The 17,642-nt window shown below is 62.9% G+C and carries 13 protein-coding genes; 7 read left to right on the top strand and 6 right to left on the bottom strand.

Annotated features, from left to right (window positions below):
- Nucleotides 1-9: 9 nt before the first annotated feature.
- The 6 genes from hutU to ada form a co-directional block, all read right to left on the bottom strand.
- Nucleotides 10-1,713, bottom strand: coding sequence for a urocanate hydratase (hutU, locus tag C8C89_RS07315; protein ID WP_133989234.1), 1,704 nt, complete (start codon nt 1,711-1,713; stop codon nt 10-12).
- Between the two features lie 139 nt (nt 1,714-1,852).
- The gene (locus C8C89_RS07310) at nt 1,853-3,532 is read right to left on the bottom strand and encodes an amidohydrolase (protein WP_133989233.1); all 1,680 of its coding nucleotides are present in this window, start codon (nt 3,530-3,532) and stop codon (nt 1,853-1,855) included.
- Nucleotides 3,533-3,600: 68 nt separating this feature from the next.
- Nucleotides 3,601-4,227 carry an N-acetyltransferase gene (locus C8C89_RS07305; RefSeq protein WP_133989232.1) on the bottom strand — a complete coding sequence of 209 codons (627 nt, stop codon included), beginning with the start codon at nt 4,225-4,227 and terminating at the stop codon, nt 3,601-3,603.
- Between the two features lie 153 nt (nt 4,228-4,380).
- Nucleotides 4,381-6,039, bottom strand: a complete 1,659-nt coding sequence (locus C8C89_RS07300) for a mechanosensitive ion channel domain-containing protein (protein WP_133989231.1) — start codon at nt 6,037-6,039, stop codon at nt 4,381-4,383.
- Nucleotides 6,040-6,113: 74 nt separating this feature from the next.
- Nucleotides 6,114-6,803 (bottom strand): 2OG-Fe(II) oxygenase, encoded by a 690-nt coding sequence (locus C8C89_RS07295; RefSeq protein ID WP_133989230.1) that lies wholly within the window; start codon nt 6,801-6,803, stop codon nt 6,114-6,116.
- A complete protein-coding gene (gene ada / locus C8C89_RS07290; protein WP_101482888.1) occupies nt 6,800-7,855 on the bottom strand; it encodes a bifunctional DNA-binding transcriptional regulator/O6-methylguanine-DNA methyltransferase Ada in 1,056 nt (351 codons plus the stop codon). Before ada ends, C8C89_RS07295 begins: the two co-directional genes overlap by 4 nt.
- A 180-nt stretch (nt 7,856-8,035) precedes the next feature.
- On the opposite strand from ada, the gene hutC reads away from it, so the two are divergent.
- The 7 genes from hutC (at nt 8,036) to C8C89_RS07255 (ending at nt 17,496) form a co-directional block, all read left to right on the top strand.
- Entirely contained in the window at nt 8,036-8,755 is a 720-nt protein-coding gene (hutC, locus tag C8C89_RS07285) for a histidine utilization repressor (RefSeq protein ID WP_070224202.1), read from the top strand.
- A 410-nt stretch (nt 8,756-9,165) separates the two neighbouring features.
- The gene (locus C8C89_RS07280; protein ID WP_133989229.1) at nt 9,166-12,489 is read left to right on the top strand and encodes a PAS domain-containing hybrid sensor histidine kinase/response regulator; all 3,324 of its coding nucleotides are present in this window, start codon (nt 9,166-9,168) and stop codon (nt 12,487-12,489) included.
- Nucleotides 12,490-12,560: 71 nt separating this feature from the next.
- A complete protein-coding gene (locus tag C8C89_RS07275; RefSeq protein WP_101482890.1) occupies nt 12,561-13,019 on the top strand; it encodes a response regulator in 459 nt (152 codons plus the stop codon).
- Between the two features lie 303 nt (nt 13,020-13,322).
- A complete protein-coding gene (trxA, locus tag C8C89_RS07270; RefSeq protein ID WP_071075390.1) occupies nt 13,323-13,649 on the top strand; it encodes a thioredoxin TrxA in 327 nt (108 codons plus the stop codon).
- Between the two features lie 155 nt (nt 13,650-13,804).
- Nucleotides 13,805-15,067: a transcription termination factor Rho gene (rho, locus tag C8C89_RS07265; RefSeq protein WP_034746249.1), complete on the top strand. Its 1,263-nt coding sequence runs from the start codon at nt 13,805-13,807 to the stop codon at nt 15,065-15,067.
- A gap of 280 nt (nt 15,068-15,347) precedes the next feature.
- The gene (locus tag C8C89_RS07260) at nt 15,348-15,617 is read left to right on the top strand and encodes a type B 50S ribosomal protein L31 (RefSeq protein WP_010401544.1); all 270 of its coding nucleotides are present in this window, start codon (nt 15,348-15,350) and stop codon (nt 15,615-15,617) included.
- 154 nt (nt 15,618-15,771) lie between these two features.
- Nucleotides 15,772-17,496, top strand: a complete 1,725-nt coding sequence (locus tag C8C89_RS07255; RefSeq protein WP_133989228.1) for a glycosyltransferase — start codon at nt 15,772-15,774, stop codon at nt 17,494-17,496.
- Nucleotides 17,497-17,642: the final 146 nt, after the last annotated feature.

The raw sequence follows: 17,642 nt of genomic DNA, 5'->3' as shown, positions 1-17,642 counted from the left end.
GTCCAGGTCTCAAGAAAGCATGGGAAGAATCAGGCCGTTGCGCTTGGCGCAGGCGGCCGCTGTTTCGTAGCCGGCATCGGCATGACGCATCACACCCGAGCCGCTGTCGTTGACCAGCACCCTGGCCAGGCGTTTCGCCGCGCTTTCCGTGCCGTCGGCTACGATGACCATGCCCGCATGCTGAGAATACCCCATTCCCACCCCGCCGCCATGGTGCAGCGAGACCCAGGTGGCGCCGCCGGCCGTATTCAGCATGGCGTTCAGCAGCGGCCAGTCGGAGACGGCGTCGGTGCCATCCTTCATGCTTTCCGTCTCGCGGTTCGGGCTGGCCACGGAACCCGTGTCCAGGTGGTCGCGGCCGATGACGATGGGCGCCTTCAGTTCACCCGTGCGCACCATCTCGTTGAAGGCCAGGCCGGCGATGTGGCGCTCGCCCAGTCCCAGCCAGCAGATGCGCGCCGGCAGCCCCTGGAAAGCGATGCGCTCGCGCGCCATGTCGAGCCAATGGTGCACCTGTTTGTGGTGCGGGAACAGTTCCTTGATCTTCGCATCCGTCTTATAGATATCTTCCGGGTCGCCCGACAAGGCCACCCAGCGGAACGGCCCCCGTCCTTCGCAGAACTGCGGGCGGATGTAGGCGGGCACGAAGCCGGGGAAGTCGAAGGCATTCTGCACGCCCTGGTCGAACGCCACCTGGCGGATATTGTTGCCGTAATCGACGGTGTGCACGCCCATGGCGTGGAAATCGAGCATGGCTTGCACGTGGGCGGCGCAGGAATCGGCAGCCGCCACCGTCAGGCGCGCGTGGCGCTGCGGGTCCTGCTGCGCCGCCTTCCAGTCCGACACGCTCCAACCACGTGGCAGGTAGCCGTTGACCAGGTCATGCGCGGACGTCTGGTCCGTCACCAGGTCGGGCACCAGGCCGCCCGCTTTCGCGCGGCGGACCAGTTCCGGCAGCACTTCGGCCGCGTTGCCCAGCAAGCCGATGGAAATGGCTTCCTTGCGCTGCGTATGGTATTTGACCAGCTCCAACGCTTCATCCAGGCTGGCCGCCTGCTTGTCCAGGTAGCGCGTGCGCAAACGGAAATCGATGCTGCTTTGCTGGCATTCGATATTGAGCGAGACGGCGCCCGCCATGGTGGCGGCCAGCGGCTGCGCGCCGCCCATGCCGCCCAGGCCCGCCGTCAGGATCCAGCGCCCGCCCCAGTCGCCGCCGAAATGCTGGCGGCCCGCCTCGGCGAAAGTTTCATACGTGCCCTGCACGATGCCCTGCGTGCCGATGTAGATCCAGCTGCCGGCCGTCATCTGGCCATACATGAAGAGGCCCTGGCGATCGAGTTCGTTGAAATGTTCCCAGTTGGCCCATTTCGGCACCAGGTTGGAGTTCGCGATCAGCACGCGCGGCGCATCCGCGTGGGTCTGGAACACGCCCACCGGCTTGCCTGACTGAATCAGCAAGGTCTGGTCGTCTTCCAGTTCGCGCAGCGAGGCGAGAATCTGGTCGAAACAAGCCCAGTTGCGGGCGGCGCGGCCGATGCCGCCATAGACGACCAGGTGCTGCGGATTTTCCGCCACTTCCGGGTCCAGGTTGTTTTGCAACATGCGGTAGGCCGCCTCGGCCTGCCAACTCTTGCAAGCCATGTCCGTGCCGCGCGGGGCGCGGATGGTACGGCTGGCATCAAAGCGTGGATCGGTGTCCATTGTGCTGTTCATGCTGTCTCCTCGTAGGGTGCGAGCGGGCGTACCTGCCCCGGTACCTGGCCCGCTCCGGTACTCCCAGCATAGGTTGTCTATACAACCAAGTCAACAGATTTTCTTTGGGGCTCAGCCCCGGCGGGCCTGTCCCCTGCCTTTATTTTTTCTCGAACACGCGCTGGCCCGCCACCCACGTCTGCAGCACCTGCGTCTTGCCGATGGCGGTCGGTGCCACCTTGAACAGGTCCTGGTCGACGACGACGAAGTCTGCCCATTTGCCCGCTTCCAAGGTGCCGATGACCTTTTCCTGGTGTGCCGCCCAGGCCGCGTCGAGGGTGAAGCAGCGCAGCGCTTGCGTCACCGTCATGGCCTGCTGCGGATACCAGCCGCCGGCCGGGAATCCTTCGCTGTTTTGCCGCGTGACGGCCGCATGGATGCCCTCGAACGGATTCGGCGACTCGATGGGGAAATCGGAACCGCAGGCGATGCGCGAACCCTGCTTGAGGAAGGTGCGCCACGCATACGCGCCCTTGATGCGCTCGTGGCCCACGCGCTGCTCCGCCATATTCTGGTCCGAAGTGGCGTGCGTGGGCTGCATCGATGGCACGATGCCGAGGCTCTTGAAACGGGGGATGTCGCTCAATTGCACTACCTGCGCGTGCTCCATGCGGTGACGCAGGCCCACGCTGCGGTACTGCGCTATCAAGGCCTGATAGCCATCGAGAATTTGATGGTTGCCCGCGTCGCCGATGGCGTGCACGTTCACCTGGTAGCCGGCGCGCATGGCTTTTTCCATCTTCGCGCGCATGGCGGCGTCCGGGTAGAACAGCAGGCCGCTGGTCGTCGGATCGTCGCTGTACGGCGCCAGCAGGGCCGCGCCGCGGCTGCCCAGGGCGCCGTCGGACAGCAGTTTGACGGCGCGCAAGGCGTACATGTCGCGCGCATAGCTATTCAGGGGGCCGTTTTTTGACAGCGCGTCGAAATCTTCCGTGGTGTCGGCAATCATGCCGTACACGCGCACCGTCAGCTTGCCGTGGTCCGCATAATCGCGGAACAATCGGTCCTGCATCTGGCCGATGCCCGCATCGTGCACGCTGGTCAGCCCCACTTGCGACAATTGCGCCAGCGCGCCATCGAGGGCGGCGCGGTTTTCCACGTCGCCGGGCCTGGGCAGCACGGCATCCATCAAGTCCATGGCGCTGTCGACCAGCACGCCGGTGGGATTGCCATCCGCATCACGGTCGATTTTGCCGCCCGCCGGATCTTGTGTGGCACGCGTAATGCCGGCCAGCGCCAGCGCGCGGCTGTTGGCCCAGCCCGCGTGGCCATCGACGCGGCGCAGCCAAACGGGCCGCGCGCTTTCGGCCGCATCGAGCTCCAAGGCTGTGGGAAAGCGCCCCAGCTTCCAGATTTCCTGGTTCCAGCCATTGCCGACAACCCAGCTGCGCTCAGGATGCGCTCTGGCGAAGTCGCCCACGGCCTGCACGGCGGCCGGCAGCGATGCGGAACCGTACAGCATCACGCCGCTGGCGATCGTTCCCAGACCGAACACGTGGCCATGCGCGTCGATCAGGCCCGGCAACACGGTTTTTCCCTGCAGGTCGACGTGCAGGGCGTCCTTGGCGACCTTGCGTTTCACCTGCGCGGCACTGCCGACGGCGACGATCTTGCCCGCGTCGTCAAACGCCAGCGCCGTGAAGCGCACCACCTTGCCGGCCGCGTTGAGCGTATAGCCGTTGGCGTTGTCGATGACCGTGTCGGCACGGACGTGGGCGTAGGCCAGGGTGCCCAGGCAGGCGAGAACAAGCAGGGTGCGGCGCAATTGCGAGGTCGGCATTTCCATCTCCAGGTCTTTTACGTCAATGAGCGAAAAGACGAGTGTATAGAAATTGGAAAAATGGTCAATTAGTCAGCGTGCGAGTTTCCTGCAGCGGGCCGTCGCATCAGCCAGTAATCGCAGCCCGTGACGGCTTCCGCGTAACGCCCCTCCACCAAGAAGCCAAGGCGGCCATAGAACGGCAGGCTGCGCTCGTTGTACGTCTCCAGGAAGCACGCGGCACGAGCAGCATCAACGGCCGCCAGTCCCGGCGCCAGCACGGACGCGCCCAGTCCCTGCCCTTGCCCGGCAGGATCGATGCCGGCGATCGACAAATACCAGGCATCCTGCAATTCGTGTTGCGCCAGCGCGTGCTCCATGTTGTCGACGATGGCTGAAAAATGCGCAAAGCCGCGCTCTCCCAGCAGCGCGCGCAAGGCGATCTCGCGCTGCGCATACGCGGCCTGGCGCAGTGCTGCCGGCGCATCCGTCGTCCAGATGGCGGCGCCACTGCCAGCGTCGTCAGCCAGGTCGACGCGGCCCGCCTGCCAGCCTTCGGCAAGGGCCAGCGAGAAGTAGTGCGTCAGCATGGCCAGCCGCGCCGCTTCGTCCTCGCCGCACGCCACAGTCACGGTGCGGTAAAACGGGTCGCCGATCAGGGCGGCGGCCAGGCTGCGGGCGGTTCGCGATGCTTCACTGTGTGGTGCGCTGGGCATGGGTTCTCTTTCTTCTCATCGTAACGCGGAAACGCCCGGCATGTTAACGCAAGCGCCCATGTCTTGCGGCCGCTCGATACATTCGATACGGCACTGAGATTTGCTGCAATTGTCATGTGGAGCGTGCCATGCCATCAGCATGTCGCTGCGGCCTTACTTCGCCCCCTGTTCCGGCTTGTGCGCCGGCGCCCTGAACCATTCACCGGGCGGCACCACTTGCGATTCTTTCGGGTCGTCAATGTAGTGCGGCGAAGTGATTTGCACGTCGAATTCGTTGAAGACGTCGATGATGTTCTGGTGCAAGCGGTTCAGCACTTCGGCGCGCTGGCGGGGGACTTCGGCGCTGGCGTAGGCGACGAGGCGGTATTGCACGTAGTAATCCTGCAGCGCCAGCTGCATCACGTAGGGTTTCGGCGTGGCAGACAATTCCGTCGTGCGGGAGGCGGCCAGTTCCAGCATGGCGTGCACCTGCCGCCATGGTGTGGCATAGCCGATGGTGACGGTGGAATCGAGCACGAAGCCGCCGCCAGGCTGGGCGCGCGAATAGTTTTTCGTCGTTTGCGACATCACCCAGGCGTTCGGCAAGGCCACTTCTTCGCCCAGGCCCGTGCGCAAGCGCGTCTCGAACATGCCCACGTCGACCACCGTGCCTTCGCTATCGCCCACGCGCACATATTCCCCCTTGCGCAGGGCGCGCGTGTACATCAGGATCAAGCCGCTGGCGCCCTGGCCCACGATGCTCGAGGCGCCGATCGATACCATCAGGCCCACCAGCACGGACAGCCCCTGGAAAGCGGCCGTGTGCGAACCGGGCAAATACGGATACGCCATGGCCAGCGCGAACAGCCAGATCACCACGCTGGCGATGCGGCGCGTGGGCAGGGCCGTGTCCTTGTCGAGCCAGCCAATTTGCAGTTCTCCGCTTTCCACGCGCTTGAACAGCGAGGCGGCGGTGGCGGCGATCAGGCGCGCGATGGCGAAGATCACGCACACCAGCACCAGCCCCGGCAAGGCGCCAATGATGGCGTGGAAGACGTCGGCCGCCACGTCGAACAAATAACCGTTCAGGCTTTCTCCCCAGGAACGCGTGTAAGGCAAACGGCTCAGCACGAAGGCGGCCCACAGATAGGTGGCCATCAGGCGCAAGCCCCATAGCACGGCGCTCAGCAGCTGGTAGGCAAAGGCGATGTAGTGCTCGGCGTCGAGCACGCGCACGTTTTTCAGGCGCACGTCGCGCAGGCGCGAGGCCAGCAAAATGCCGCTGCGGCGCTTGGCCCAGCGATAAAAGCGTGTCAAGCCCATCCACACCAGCCAGAACACGAGCGTGGCGGCCGCGCACACGGCGGCGGCGATCGCCAGGTAGCGCCAGCTGCCCTGTTCGCGGTAATCGAGCACGGCCTTGCGCAATTCCCCGGCAGCCGTTTTCGCCACGCTTTCCGTCGTGTCGCCGGCCAGCTGGTTGACGTCGCCGGGCACGACGACGAACAGCTGCACCCCGTCGAGCAGCACTTGCGTGCCTTCGGGAATCGCTCGCGTTCCCGTCTGCAGCGGGCCATTCTTTGCCAGTACGCCTTCCAGGCGGCGCTGCGCGCCGATGGCCCGTTCATCAGGCGGATAGCCGGCCAGCCCGGCGCGGAAGACGAACACCTTGCGGTTGGCAAACATCAGCGGCGCCGTCCTGGCCGCAGCGCCTTGTGACGGCGCGATGGCGGACGCGGCCTCCGCAACGAGCGAGGATGCGCCCTCGTCCGCATGGGCAACGGGCAGCAGGAAGATCGTCAAGAGGCACAACAGGCGGAGCAACGCGGACATGGCAAAAATAGAAAGTGACAGGGAGTAGCCATCATGCCATGTAATCCTGGAAACTCAAGCGCCGCAGCTATTGTTCAGCTCGCATCGTGAAAAATGATGCCCAGGGTATGGCGCAAGCCCGTGCGCAGGCGCGACACGCCATGGCGCATGTTGACACGGTAGCTGCCACGCGTGCCATTCACGGGGCGCTGCGCGACCGGAAAGATGACGGCGTCGCCCTGCGCCAGGGGCACGACCGCCACGCGCGACTGCATGCGCGGGCGCTGCTCCGTCAGCACGAACTCGCCGCCCGTGAAATCGTCTTGCGGGCGCGACAGCAGCACGGCCAGTTGCAGCGGAAACACATGCTCGCCATACAGGTCCTGGTGCAGGCAGTTGTAATCGCCCTCGCGGTAGCGCAGCAGCAAGGGTGTGGGCCGCGCTTGCCCGGCCGCATGACAGCGCGCGAGGAAGTCCCCGTGTGCCAGCGGAAAGCGGCTCTCGAGGCCCATGCTGGCATGCCAGCGGTTGGCAATCGCCGCCAGCGGCGGATACAAGGTAGCGCGCAGCTCGGCGACCGCCTCCGGCAGCGGATACGCCCAATACTGGTACTCGCCCTGGCCAAAACCATGGCGCTGCATCACCACCTTGCTGCGAAAACGCGATGCATCGTCATACTGCGCCGCCAGCGCCACGCACTGCGCAGGATTCAGCAAACCTGGTACGACGGCGCTACCGTATTGATTCAGATCATCCTCGATCTGCCGCCAGTCCAGCGCCCTCACCGTTCGCCCTCGCGCTCAAGCAGCGCCTGCTTGCGTTCCACGCCCCAGCGGTAGCCGGACAGCGCGCCATCGTTGCGCACCACACGGTGGCAGGGGATGGCGACGGCCAGCGCATTGGCGGCGCAGGCGCCCGCCACGGCGCGCGCGCCTTTCGGCGCACCGATGCGCCGCGCCAGCTCGGCATAGCTGACCGTGCTGCCGGCAGGAATCTCGCGCAAGGCTTGCCATACGCGCTGCTGGAACACCGTGCCGCGCACGTCGAGCGGCAAGTCCAGGCCCAGGCCCGGCGCCTCGACCAGGCCGACGACTTGCGCCACCGTCTGTTCATAATCAGGCTCGGCGCCGCGCAGTTCGGCTTGCGGAAAGCGGTCCTGCAAGTCGCGCAGCAGCACTTCCGGGTCGTCATCGATCAGAATCGCGCAGATGCCCTTGTCCGTGCTGGCCACCAGGATGGCGCCCAGCGAACAGGCGCCGATGGCGAAGCGGATCACGGCGCCGCTGCCGCCATCGCGAAACGCGCCCGGCGTCATGCCCAGCAAGCCTGGCGTGGCGGCGTACAGGCGGCCGCTGGAATTGAAACCGGCCGCGTACAGTGTCTCGGTGACATTCGCCGCGCCTTGCAAGCCGGCCTTCAGCCGTTCGCCGCGCCGCGCCGCCGCATAGGCCTTGGGTGTGATGCCCGTGTGCGCCTTGAAGACGCGGTGAAAGTGAAAGCGGCTCATGCCGGCGGCCCGAGCAAGGCTGTCCAGTTCCAGCATCTCGTCGCTGGCGTCGATCAGGCGGCAGATGTCGGCCACGATGGCGGCCTGACGCTGAGCCAGCGGCGGCAGGTTCGGCTTGCAGCGCAGGCAAGGGCGAAAGCCGGCCACCTCCGCCTGCTCGCAACTGTCGTGGAAGGCCACGTTGCGGCGCAAGGCGGGGCGCGCCGCGCAAGAGGGACGGCAATACACGCCCGTCGTGCGCACCGAGTAATAAAAAACGCCGTCGGCATCGGGCGCGCGCCGCTGCACGGCATCCCAGCGTTCATCGTCGGTCGAGTAAGAGTGTTCCATGGCGAACTCCGTGCAGGTCATTAGTAAGTCACCAGCATAGCCAGCACCGGCCAGCGCCACACTCCGGCGCTTGCTTTTGAATTCAAAAAAGGCTGGCGGCAGGCATCATGCTCGGTGCTAAAATCGGCCATCGCGCCTCCAGCCGGCGGCGCGCCCTGCCCGTGCCCCGGAGAAACCGCATTGGACGATCATACTACCCAGGAAAATACGCCGATTTTCCAGCGCATCAAGGATTTTCTGCTGGCCGGCATCGCCGCCGGACGCTGGAAGGAAGGCGACGTAATTCCCTCCGAGCAAGCATTGGTGAAACAATTCGGCGTCTCGCGCATGACGGTCAACCGCGCCGTGCGCGAACTGACCAGCGAACAGGTACTGACGCGGCGCCAGGGTTCCGGCACCTATGTGGCACAGCAAAAATACCAGGCGACCTTGTTGGAAATCAAGAGTATCGCCGATGAAGTGCGCGCACGCGGGCATATCCACCGCAGCAGCTTGCAATTGCTCGAACGCACCAAGGCCTCGGATTTGCTGGCCAAGCAATTCGGCCTGCCGCCGGAACACCCGCTGTTTCATTCGCTGATCGTGCATTTTGAAAACGGCGTACCGATCCAGGTGGAAGACCGCTGGGTCAATCCCGAGTGCGCGCCCGACTACATGACGCAGGATTTTTCCAGCATCACGCCGAACGAATATCTGATGGCCGCCGCCCCCTTGCAGGGTGCCACCTACAGTATCGAAGCGCTGTCGGCACCGCGCGATATCGCCGAAATGCTGGCCATCGACACGAAACAGGCGTGCCTGGTGCTGCGCCGCCAGACGCGCTCGGGCGGCAAGATCGCCTCGATCGCCACCATGTGGCATCCCGGACACCGCTATCAGTTCGCCGGAAGCTTTACTTGAGGACACCTTGAAAAACCTGCTGCGCGTCGCGCTTTGCGGCCTGTGATGCTCACCGGCTCGCTACGGTTTTATCAGGCGTCTTCCGAGCTCGCCGTTTAGTAGCACGATTTTGCGCTGAATTTCTCTCAAATTCTCACAGAACAATGAATAAATCCGCCCTTTCGGGGCAAAAAAAATCCCGTTTTGGCCGTTTCTGAACTTAAATACTCCGACTAAATATTCGATGCTATAGTTGCCGCCAGAAAGCGCCGCAGGCGTTTATTTAAGCGCGCATCATGCACCGCCAGCCCAGCCCAATCACGCCCCAGAAAGGGATGCATTTGTCGTATTGCAGCCACACGAGTTTCAGCGCATCACGCCGTCGGCGCCCTGCGCTGCGCCGGCTCGCTCGTACGATGCTGGCGGCAGGCATGGCACTCTCGCTGCCGGTGCAGGCGGCGGCACAGGGCATGGCCCCGACACTGCTGTGGCCATATGCAGCCGCCAGCGCCACCGCCCTGGCGGGACTGGCTTGCTGGCAAGCCTGGCGGCTGCGGCAGCAGTTGCGCCGCCGGCTACTGCCCGCACATGCCCTGGCAGAACAGGATGCCGGGCAAGCCTTGCGCGGCGCGGCCCTGACTGGCTGGACCTGGCGGCGCCAGTCCGACCGCTTGCAGTTCGCGCCCCAGTACCAGGATGTGCTGGGCGACAAGAGTGCCAAACTCGACCATACACTGGCCGGCTGGCTGGCCGAAGTGCACCGGGACGACCGCGCGCGCCTGAGTCTTATATTTCGACAGCATCTGGATGGCCAGGCGCACGGCACCTTCAATTGCGAATTCCGTTTGCGCCACAGCGACGGCCACTGGCGCTGGCTGCTGGCGCGCGGCGCCGTGCTGGCACGCGCCTCTGATGGCACCGCCACGCAGGCCAGCGGTATCGTCTGCGATATCAGCGAACGCAAGCAGGACGAGCAATCGCGCATGCGTTCGATGCTGGAAGCGGCGCCCGAAGCCATGCTGGTGGCCGATGTCGAGGGCAAGGTGCATTACGCGAATCAGATCGGCGCGCGCTGCTTCGGCTATCCCCTGGCCGAATTGACGGGCATGTCGCTGGAGCAACTGGTGCCGGAAAGCGCGGCCAGCCACTCCGTGGGCGACCCGCAATCGCGGCACAGCCTGCCGGGCCGGGTGATGATGGCGCGCCGCCGCGACGGTACGCACTTCCCCGCCAAGGTCAGCCTGTCGCCGCTGCGCATGGCTGGGCAAGTATTTTCCATCGTCTCGCTGCGCGACATGACGCAGCGCCAGCGCGCCGAGGAAGCCTTGCACGCCAGTTCGGAGCGCTACCGCCTGATCGTGCAGACGGCGGCCGAAGGCATCTGGATGACGGATGCGGATGGCAAAACTACTTTCGTCAACCCGAAGATGGCGCAGATGCTGGGCTACACGGTGCAGGAAATGCTGCACCGTCCCATGCTTGACTTCATGGACCGCGACAGCCAGTTGCTGATGCAGCGCCGCCTGGCCAGCCATGGCAGCCTCGCCAGCCAGCCGGACCAGGTCGACTTCCGTTTCTTCCGCAAGGACTTGTCCAGCCTGTGGGGTTTGCTGTCGAGCACCAGTATTCAATCGGACAATGGCGAGCCGGGCGGCACGCTGGCGATGATTACCGACATCACGGAACGGCGCCAGGCGTCGATCGCCCTGTCGAATTCGAGCCAGCGCATGGCGTCCGTGTTTGGTGCCGTCACCAACGGCCTGGTGGTGCAGGATAGCCACGGCCATATCCTGGAAAGCAATGCCGCCGCCGAGCGCATGCTGGCGGCGAGTCCGGCCGGCAACAGCCTGTGGCAAGCCATCCGCGAAGACGGCTCCGCTTTCGACCAGCGCAGCCATCCCGTGCACATCACTCTGTCGACGGGTGTCGCCATGCGCGACGTGCTGATGGGCGTACAGCAGCCCGACGGCAGCCTGTCTTGGCTCTCCGTAAATACCGAGGCCATCCGCGATGAATACGGCAAGGTGGGCATGGTAGTGGCCAGCCTGACGGACATCACGTATCACAAGCGCAGCGAGAGCGCTTTGCGCGAACTCAATGAACATCTGGAAGAGCGCGTGGCGCAGCGCACCGAGCAACTCGACCAGGCCAAGCAGGTGGCCGAAGAAGCGAGCCTGGCGAAGGGGCAATTCCTGGCCAATATGAGCCATGAAATCCGCACGCCGATGAATGGCGTGATCGGCATGGCCTATCTCGCCCTGAAAACGGACCTGGAGCCGCGCCAGCGCGATTACCTGGAAAAGATCCGCTTTGCCGGCGAGCACCTGCTGGGCATCATCGACGATATCCTCGACATCTCGAAAATCGAGGCGGGCAAGCTGGAAATCGAACGCGTCAACTTCAGTTTTGACCACGTGGTGCAAACCCTGATGACGGTGGTAGCGCCGCGCGCCGCCGGCAAGAACCTGGAACTGCTGTTCGAGATCGACCCGCAATTGCCGGCCGTGCTGGTGGGCGATCCGCTGCGCCTGGGGCAAGTGCTGATCAACTACGCCAATAACGCCATCAAGTTCAGCGAACAGGGCAGCATTACCGTGAAAGTGCGCAAGGTGGTGGCGGACGCCAAGCACTGTCTGGTGCGCTTTGAAGTATGCGACCACGGCATCGGCCTGTCGCAGGATGAAATGAGTAAACTCTTCCAGTCCTTCCAGCAAGCCGACACCTCCACCACGCGCGAATATGGCGGCACGGGCCTGGGCCTGGCCATCTGCAAGCAGCTGGCCCAGCTGATGGGTGGCGACGTGGGAGTCGACAGCCGTCCCGGCGCCGGCAGCACCTTCTGGTTCACGGCCAACCTGGGCATTTCCGACCAGGCGGCGCCGGCCATGCTCGACAGCATGGCGCAGACGGCAGCGGCCATGCGCGCCAGCGCCGACGCCGCCCTGGTCATGAGCACGCTCAAGCATGCGCGCATCCTTCTGGTGGAAGACAATACCTTCAATCAGCAAGTGGCGCTGGAATTGCTGGAAGAAGCGGGTGCCTCCGTCTGCCTGGCCAACAATGGCGAAGAGGCGCTCGACCTGTTGCGCCAGACGCAGTTCGACTGCGTGCTGATGGACGTGCAGATGCCGTTGATGGATGGCTTGCAAGCGACGCGCCACATCCGCACCGACCCGCAACTGGCGCATTTGCGCGTGCTGGCCATGACGGCTACGGCCACCAGCGAAGACCGCGTGCGCTGCCTGGAGGCGGGCATGGACGATTTCATTTCCAAACCGATCCAGCCGGCCATGATGTACCAGACCATCGCCAGCTGGCTGCCGGCGCGTGAAACGCCGCCGCCTCCCGCACGCAGCCGCGCCGCGCCCGCCTTCAAGACTACCCTGGCCGGCGACCCGCAAGTGATCGACCTGTCCATCCTGGCCAAGTTACTGGGCTACAACCCGGAAAAAGTGCGCAAATTCGCCTTCAAGTTCCTGCAGACGACGCAGGATGGCTTCGACGACATCGATGCGGCCCTGGCGCGCGGCGACGTGCGCCAGGTACGCGAACTGGGGCACCGCATCAAGTCGTCGGCGCGTACCGTGGGGGCCCTGGGGCTGGCCGAGCTGTGCCACAACCTGGAAACCCTGGCGCCAGGCGAGCCGGCCGACGAGGCTGAGCGGGCACAACGCATCGTGGCGCGCCTGTGGCCCCTGCTGGAACAGATTACCGAACAAATCATGAATAACACCAGCTTTGCCAATGACGATTAGCTACCGCCAGTGCGTTGAGGCAAGGTATCGGCATCGACAACGATGCAGCATATCAATAGGAAGACAGGACGATGAATACTGTATCAAACCAAGCAAGCCGGGAACAGAACGAAGCAGGCCTGGCGCCGCTGCGCGTGCTGCTGCTGGACGATGATGTCTTCATGCTCGACGTGCTCAGCGACATGCTCGAACATATGGGCTCGTTCGACATCCGCTGCGAGTCGCACAGCGAACAGGCGCTGGCTACCCTGAAGCAGCACCAGCCTGACCTGCTGATCTGCGACCTGTCCATGCCCGACATCGACGGCATCGAATTTTTGCGCATGGCGGCGGACAATGGCTTCCGCGGTGGCGTGGTTCTGCTGTCGGGCCTGCATTCGGCCGTGCGCCTGGCGGCCGAACGCCTGGCCGTGGCCAATGGCCTGCATATATTAGGCACCTTCCGCAAGCCGATGGAAAGCGCGGAATTGCAGCTCATGGTGAACTTGCAACTGCAGCACACGGCCCGCCAGGCCAGCGTACAGGCCTGAGCGCGGAGGATGGCCGGGAGGGAGGGCGCGGCGCTGCGGGCCAGAAGGCATGCGGCTTTGCCGCCCTGCCGGCACGCGCGGTGGCGATATGTTTCAAGTTTTTCCGCAATAATCGCCACGCTTTGAAAAAATGGGTTATTATTTCAGCCATCCCCGCCTGCATACCTCTGGTCGCACCTTCCAAGAATATTGAATTTGTGCCCATTGCCCCCATCTGCTAGCTGCATTCCAGGAAGCATGGATGGCGAACCAGCGTATGGTTAATCCCAGGCATTATTGATCCCACCCTCATTTGAGGAAAATATGAGCGAAAATATCAAACACATTAGCGATGCATCTTTTGAAGCAGACGTCCTGAAATCCGACTTGCCCGTCCTGGTGGACTTCTGGGCTGAGTGGTGCGGTCCCTGCAAGGCTATTGCCCCGATCCTGGAAGAAGTAGCCAAGGAATACGCAGGCCGCATCGTGATCGCCAAGATGGACGTGGACGCGAACCAGGCAGTGCCTGCCAAGTTCGGCATCCGCGGCATCCCGACCCTGATCCTGTTCAAGGATGGTGTCGCAGCTGCTCAAAAAGTGGGCGCCATGGCCAAGGGCCAGTTGACCGCTTTCGTCGACAGCAACATTTAATGTATGATAGGCAGCGCTGCGCCCGCAGCGCCGCCTGACTGGATAGACCGGGAAACGGCTTTGCCATCATTCGTGCACAGCCTACCCAATAATTAATCAACGCCACGCAGTCCCCTCCCCTACCTTTACATCCCGTCTCGGGACACTCAACACATATGCATTTATCCGAACTAAAGGCCCTACACGTATCCGCCCTGCTTGAGATGGCGATCGGTCTTGACATTGACAACGCAGCCCGCTTGCGCAAACAGGAGCTGATGTTCGCTATCCTGAAAAAACGCGCTAAGTCCGGCGAACAGATTTTCGGCGACGGCGCCCTGGAAGTGCTGCCAGACGGCTTCGGCTTCCTGCGCTCGCCTGACGCCAGCTACATGGCGTCCACCGACGACATTTACATCTCCCCTTCGCAAATCCGCCGCTTCAATCTGCACACCGGCGATTCGATCGAGGGCGAGGTACGGACCCCGAAAGATGGCGAACGCTATTTCGCATTGGTCAAAGTCGACAAGGTCAACGGCGAATCGCCGGAGATGTCGAAACACCGCATCCTGTTTGAAAACCTGACGCCGCTGCACCCGAATGAGCCGCTGCGCCTGGAACGTGAAATGAATGGCCAGGAAAACATCACCGGCCGCATCATCGACCTGATCGCCCCGATCGGCAAAGGCCAGCGCGGCTTGCTGGTGGCATCGCCGAAATCCGGCAAATCCGTGATCCTGCAGCATATCGCCCATGCGATCACGGCAAATCACCCGGATATCACGCTGATCGTGCTGCTGATTGACGAACGCCCGGAAGAAGTTACCGAAATGCAACGTTCGGTACGCGGCGAAGTCGTCGCCTCGACCTTCGACGAGCCGGCCACGCGCCACGTGCAAGTGGCCGAAATGGTGCTGGAAAAAGCCAAGCGCCTGGTCGAAATGAAAAAAGACGTAGTGATTCTGCTCGACTCGATCACCCGTTTGGCGCGCGCCTACAACACCGTCATCCCTGCCTCGGGCAAGGTATTGACTGGTGGTGTCGACGCAAATGCGCTGCAACGTCCAAAACGCTTCTTCGGCGCCGCGCGCAATATCGAAGAAGGCGGCTCGCTGACCATCATCGCCACGGCGCTGATCGAAACGGGTTCGCGCATGGATGACGTGATCTTTGAAGAATTCAAGGGTACCGGCAACATGGAAGTGCATCTGGAACGCCGTCTGGCAGAAAAGCGTGTCTATCCGGCAATTAACCTGAACAAATCGGGTACCCGCCGCGAAGAACTGCTGATCAAGCCGAACGAACTGCAAAAAATCTGGATCCTGCGCAAGTTGCTGTACTCGATGGACGAGATCGAGGCGATGGAGTTCATTCTGGACAAGATGAAAGCCACGAAGAACAACGCAGAGTTTTTCGATATGATGAGACGCGGTGGCTAACACCGGCCAGCAGCGTAGGTCGGATTAGGCCGCAGGCCGTAATCCGACACCACCACTGGCCGCCGCGCCAACAATGTTGTCGGATTACGCGCTTGGCGCTAATCCGACCTACGCGATCATGCAAGCCGCTCATTGAGCGGCTTTTTTATTGCCGTCCGCCCGAAAGCGCTATATAATCGACGGTTGCATTATTTTAAACCCTGGCAAGTGATCGGCAATCGGGTCAAGAAGCTGGACGACCGACGAAGTGCTGTTTGGCTACCAAACTAGAGAGAAGACCATGAAAGTCGATACCCATCCAGAATACCGCGAAGTTGTTTTCCACGATCTGTCGTGCGATTTCAAATTCGTTACCCGCTCGACCATCCAAACCCGCGAAAAAATCACCCACGACGGTAAAGAATACCCACTGGTGAAGATCGAGGTTTCGGCTGAATCGCACCCATTCTTCACGGGCAAGCACAAAATCGTCGATACCGCTGGTCGCGTCGAGAAGTTCCGTCAGAAGTTCGGTACCGTTGGTTCGAAAACCGCAGTCGCAGCAGGCTGATTTTTGCCGCTTTGCGGCAAAAAAGGGCAGCTTCGGCTACCAGAGAAAAGGCAGCTACGGCTGCCTTTTTTGTCTTTGGCCGCTTTACTTTATACTCGCGCATACCCGACGCCATTCGTCGCGTCTTGCCATTTTTTTCTGATACCGACTATCGATGAAGCCAGTCCGCCTTCCCGCCGCTGCCACACTCGCGCTGCCACGATGGGCCTTGTTTGCGCTCGGCCTGCTGTACATCCTGCCTGGCCTGATCGGCCGCGAACCGTGGAAGAACGATGATGCCGCCAGTTTCGGCATCATGTGGACCATGGCACATGGCGGCCTGAGCGATTGGCTGTGGCCCAACGTGGCCGGCTTGTCCTCGCCAGAGGAAGGCCCGCTGGCCTTCTGGCTGGGCGCCATTTTCATCAAACTGTTCGGCTGGATCGACGGCGACGTCTTTGGCGCGCGCATGTCGACCATCGGCATCTTCGTCGTCAGCACCCTGTCCGTCTGGTACACCGCCTTCAACCTGGGCCGCCGCAACGATGCCCAGCCCCTGCGTCTGGCCTTCGGCGGCCAGCCCGAGCCGGACGATTTCGGCCGCACCCTGGCCGATGCCGCCGTGCTCATCTACCTTGGCTGCCTCGGCTTGCTGCAGCACAGCCACGACATCACGGCCGAAGCGCTGCATGTGTCGCTGATGGCCTACCTGCTGTACCGCGCCGTGCGCTATGTGGAGGGTCCGTCCGTGCGCAATGCAGCGCTGCTGGGCCTGGCACTGGGCGGCCTGACACTCACGCGCGGCTGGATCACGCCGGCGGCGCTGAGCATCGCCATGCTGTTGTGCACCGTCTTCCTGCGCCTGCCGCTGCTGCGCAGCGTACGCCACCTGGCACTGGCCGTGCTCGTGGCCATCGCACTGGCCCTGGTCTGGCTGCTGCCGGGCGAACTGCTGCAGCCATACGGCCATTCGCCGCTGCAGGCATGGATGGAGTGGAATAGCCGCCAGTTCAGCGCCCCGAGCCTGAAAAGCCTGCAATATTTCTTCCGCGTCGGCATCTGGTTCTTCTGGCCCGCCTGGCCGTTCGCCGCCTGGGCCGTGTATGCCTGGCGCCGCCAGCACCATGTGCTGCACATCGTCGTGCCACTGACCTTTGTCGCCATGCTGGCCATCCTGGGCCTGTTCCACCCCGACCCGGAACCGAGCCAGTTGCTGCCCCTGCTGCCGCCACTGGCCGTGATGGCCGCGTTCGGCCTGCTGACCATGAAACGGGGCGCCATCAACGCCATCGACTGGTTCTCCGTGATGGTGCTGACCATCTGCGGCCTCGTCCTGTGGCTATTCTGGTTCGCCACCCTGACGGGATGGCCGCCGCGCCTGGCCTACAATGCATTGAAACTGGTGCCAGGATTCAAGCCTGAACTGGAACTGGTGGCCTTCTTCGTCGCCGCCAGCGCCAGCGCAGGCTGGGTGGCGCTGGTGCACTGGCGCATCTCGCGCCAGCCTGCCGTGCTGTGGCGCGCCGTGGTGCTGTCGTCCGGCGGCCTGATTTTGATCTGGGTGCTGATCATGACGCTGTTCTTGCCCGAGCTGAACTACAGCAAGAGCTACGCCAGCGTGGCGCACCAGATTTCCGTCCACCTGCCGCCAGGCAGCAAGTGCATCAACAGCAACGTCGGCGGCGCCCAGCGCGCCTCGTTCGCCTACTACGGCCACCTGCCGTTTGCCAGCGTGGGGCAGCAGCAATGCGATGTGTTCTTGTTACAAGACAGCATCAAGGTTCCTGACAGCAAGGAACAGCTGCCCGAGCACCACGGCGCGGACTGGATCAAGCTGTGGGAAGGACGCCGCCCAACCGATGATGTGGAACGTTTCCGCCTGTATCAGCGCGTCAGGTAACACACGAAAAAACCGGGCATGTCCCGGTTTTTTCTTGCCCGCCTGGCCAATGTCGAGAATCGATAAAATGTTGCCTTTAAATATAGTCAATTACCTAAATTGAACTATAATTGCTTTTTATATTATAATGTCGGCCAGCGCGATGG

It is taken from the genome of Janthinobacterium sp. 75 (genome assembly GCF_004365495.1).
Taxonomy (GTDB): Bacteria; Pseudomonadota; Gammaproteobacteria; order Burkholderiales; family Burkholderiaceae_D; genus Janthinobacterium.
This window is presented reverse-complemented; position numbering and strand designations above follow the sequence as displayed.

What these genes read in the sequence shown, in the direction of transcription:
- hutU (WP_133989234.1), bottom strand. Translation starts at nt 1,713, where the DNA reads ATGAACAGCACAATGGACACCGATCCACGCTTTGATGCCAGCCGTACC.
- C8C89_RS07310 (WP_133989233.1), bottom strand. Translation starts at nt 3,532, where the DNA reads ATGCCGACCTCGCAATTGCGCCGCACCCTGCTTGTTCTCGCCTGCCTG.
- C8C89_RS07305 (WP_133989232.1), bottom strand. Translation starts at nt 4,227, where the DNA reads ATGCCCAGCGCACCACACAGTGAAGCATCGCGAACCGCCCGCAGCCTG.
- C8C89_RS07300 (WP_133989231.1), bottom strand. Translation starts at nt 6,039, where the DNA reads ATGTCCGCGTTGCTCCGCCTGTTGTGCCTCTTGACGATCTTCCTGCTG.
- ada (WP_101482888.1), bottom strand. Translation starts at nt 7,855, where the DNA reads ATGGAACACTCTTACTCGACCGACGATGAACGCTGGGATGCCGTGCAG.
- C8C89_RS07280 (WP_133989229.1), top strand. Translation starts at nt 9,166, where the DNA reads ATGGCACTCTCGCTGCCGGTGCAGGCGGCGGCACAGGGCATGGCCCCG.
- C8C89_RS07275 (WP_101482890.1), top strand. Translation starts at nt 12,561, where the DNA reads ATGAATACTGTATCAAACCAAGCAAGCCGGGAACAGAACGAAGCAGGC.
- trxA (WP_071075390.1), top strand. Translation starts at nt 13,323, where the DNA reads ATGAGCGAAAATATCAAACACATTAGCGATGCATCTTTTGAAGCAGAC.
- rho (WP_034746249.1), top strand. Translation starts at nt 13,805, where the DNA reads ATGCATTTATCCGAACTAAAGGCCCTACACGTATCCGCCCTGCTTGAG.
- C8C89_RS07260 (WP_010401544.1), top strand. Translation starts at nt 15,348, where the DNA reads ATGAAAGTCGATACCCATCCAGAATACCGCGAAGTTGTTTTCCACGAT.
- C8C89_RS07255 (WP_133989228.1), top strand. Translation starts at nt 15,772, where the DNA reads ATGAAGCCAGTCCGCCTTCCCGCCGCTGCCACACTCGCGCTGCCACGA.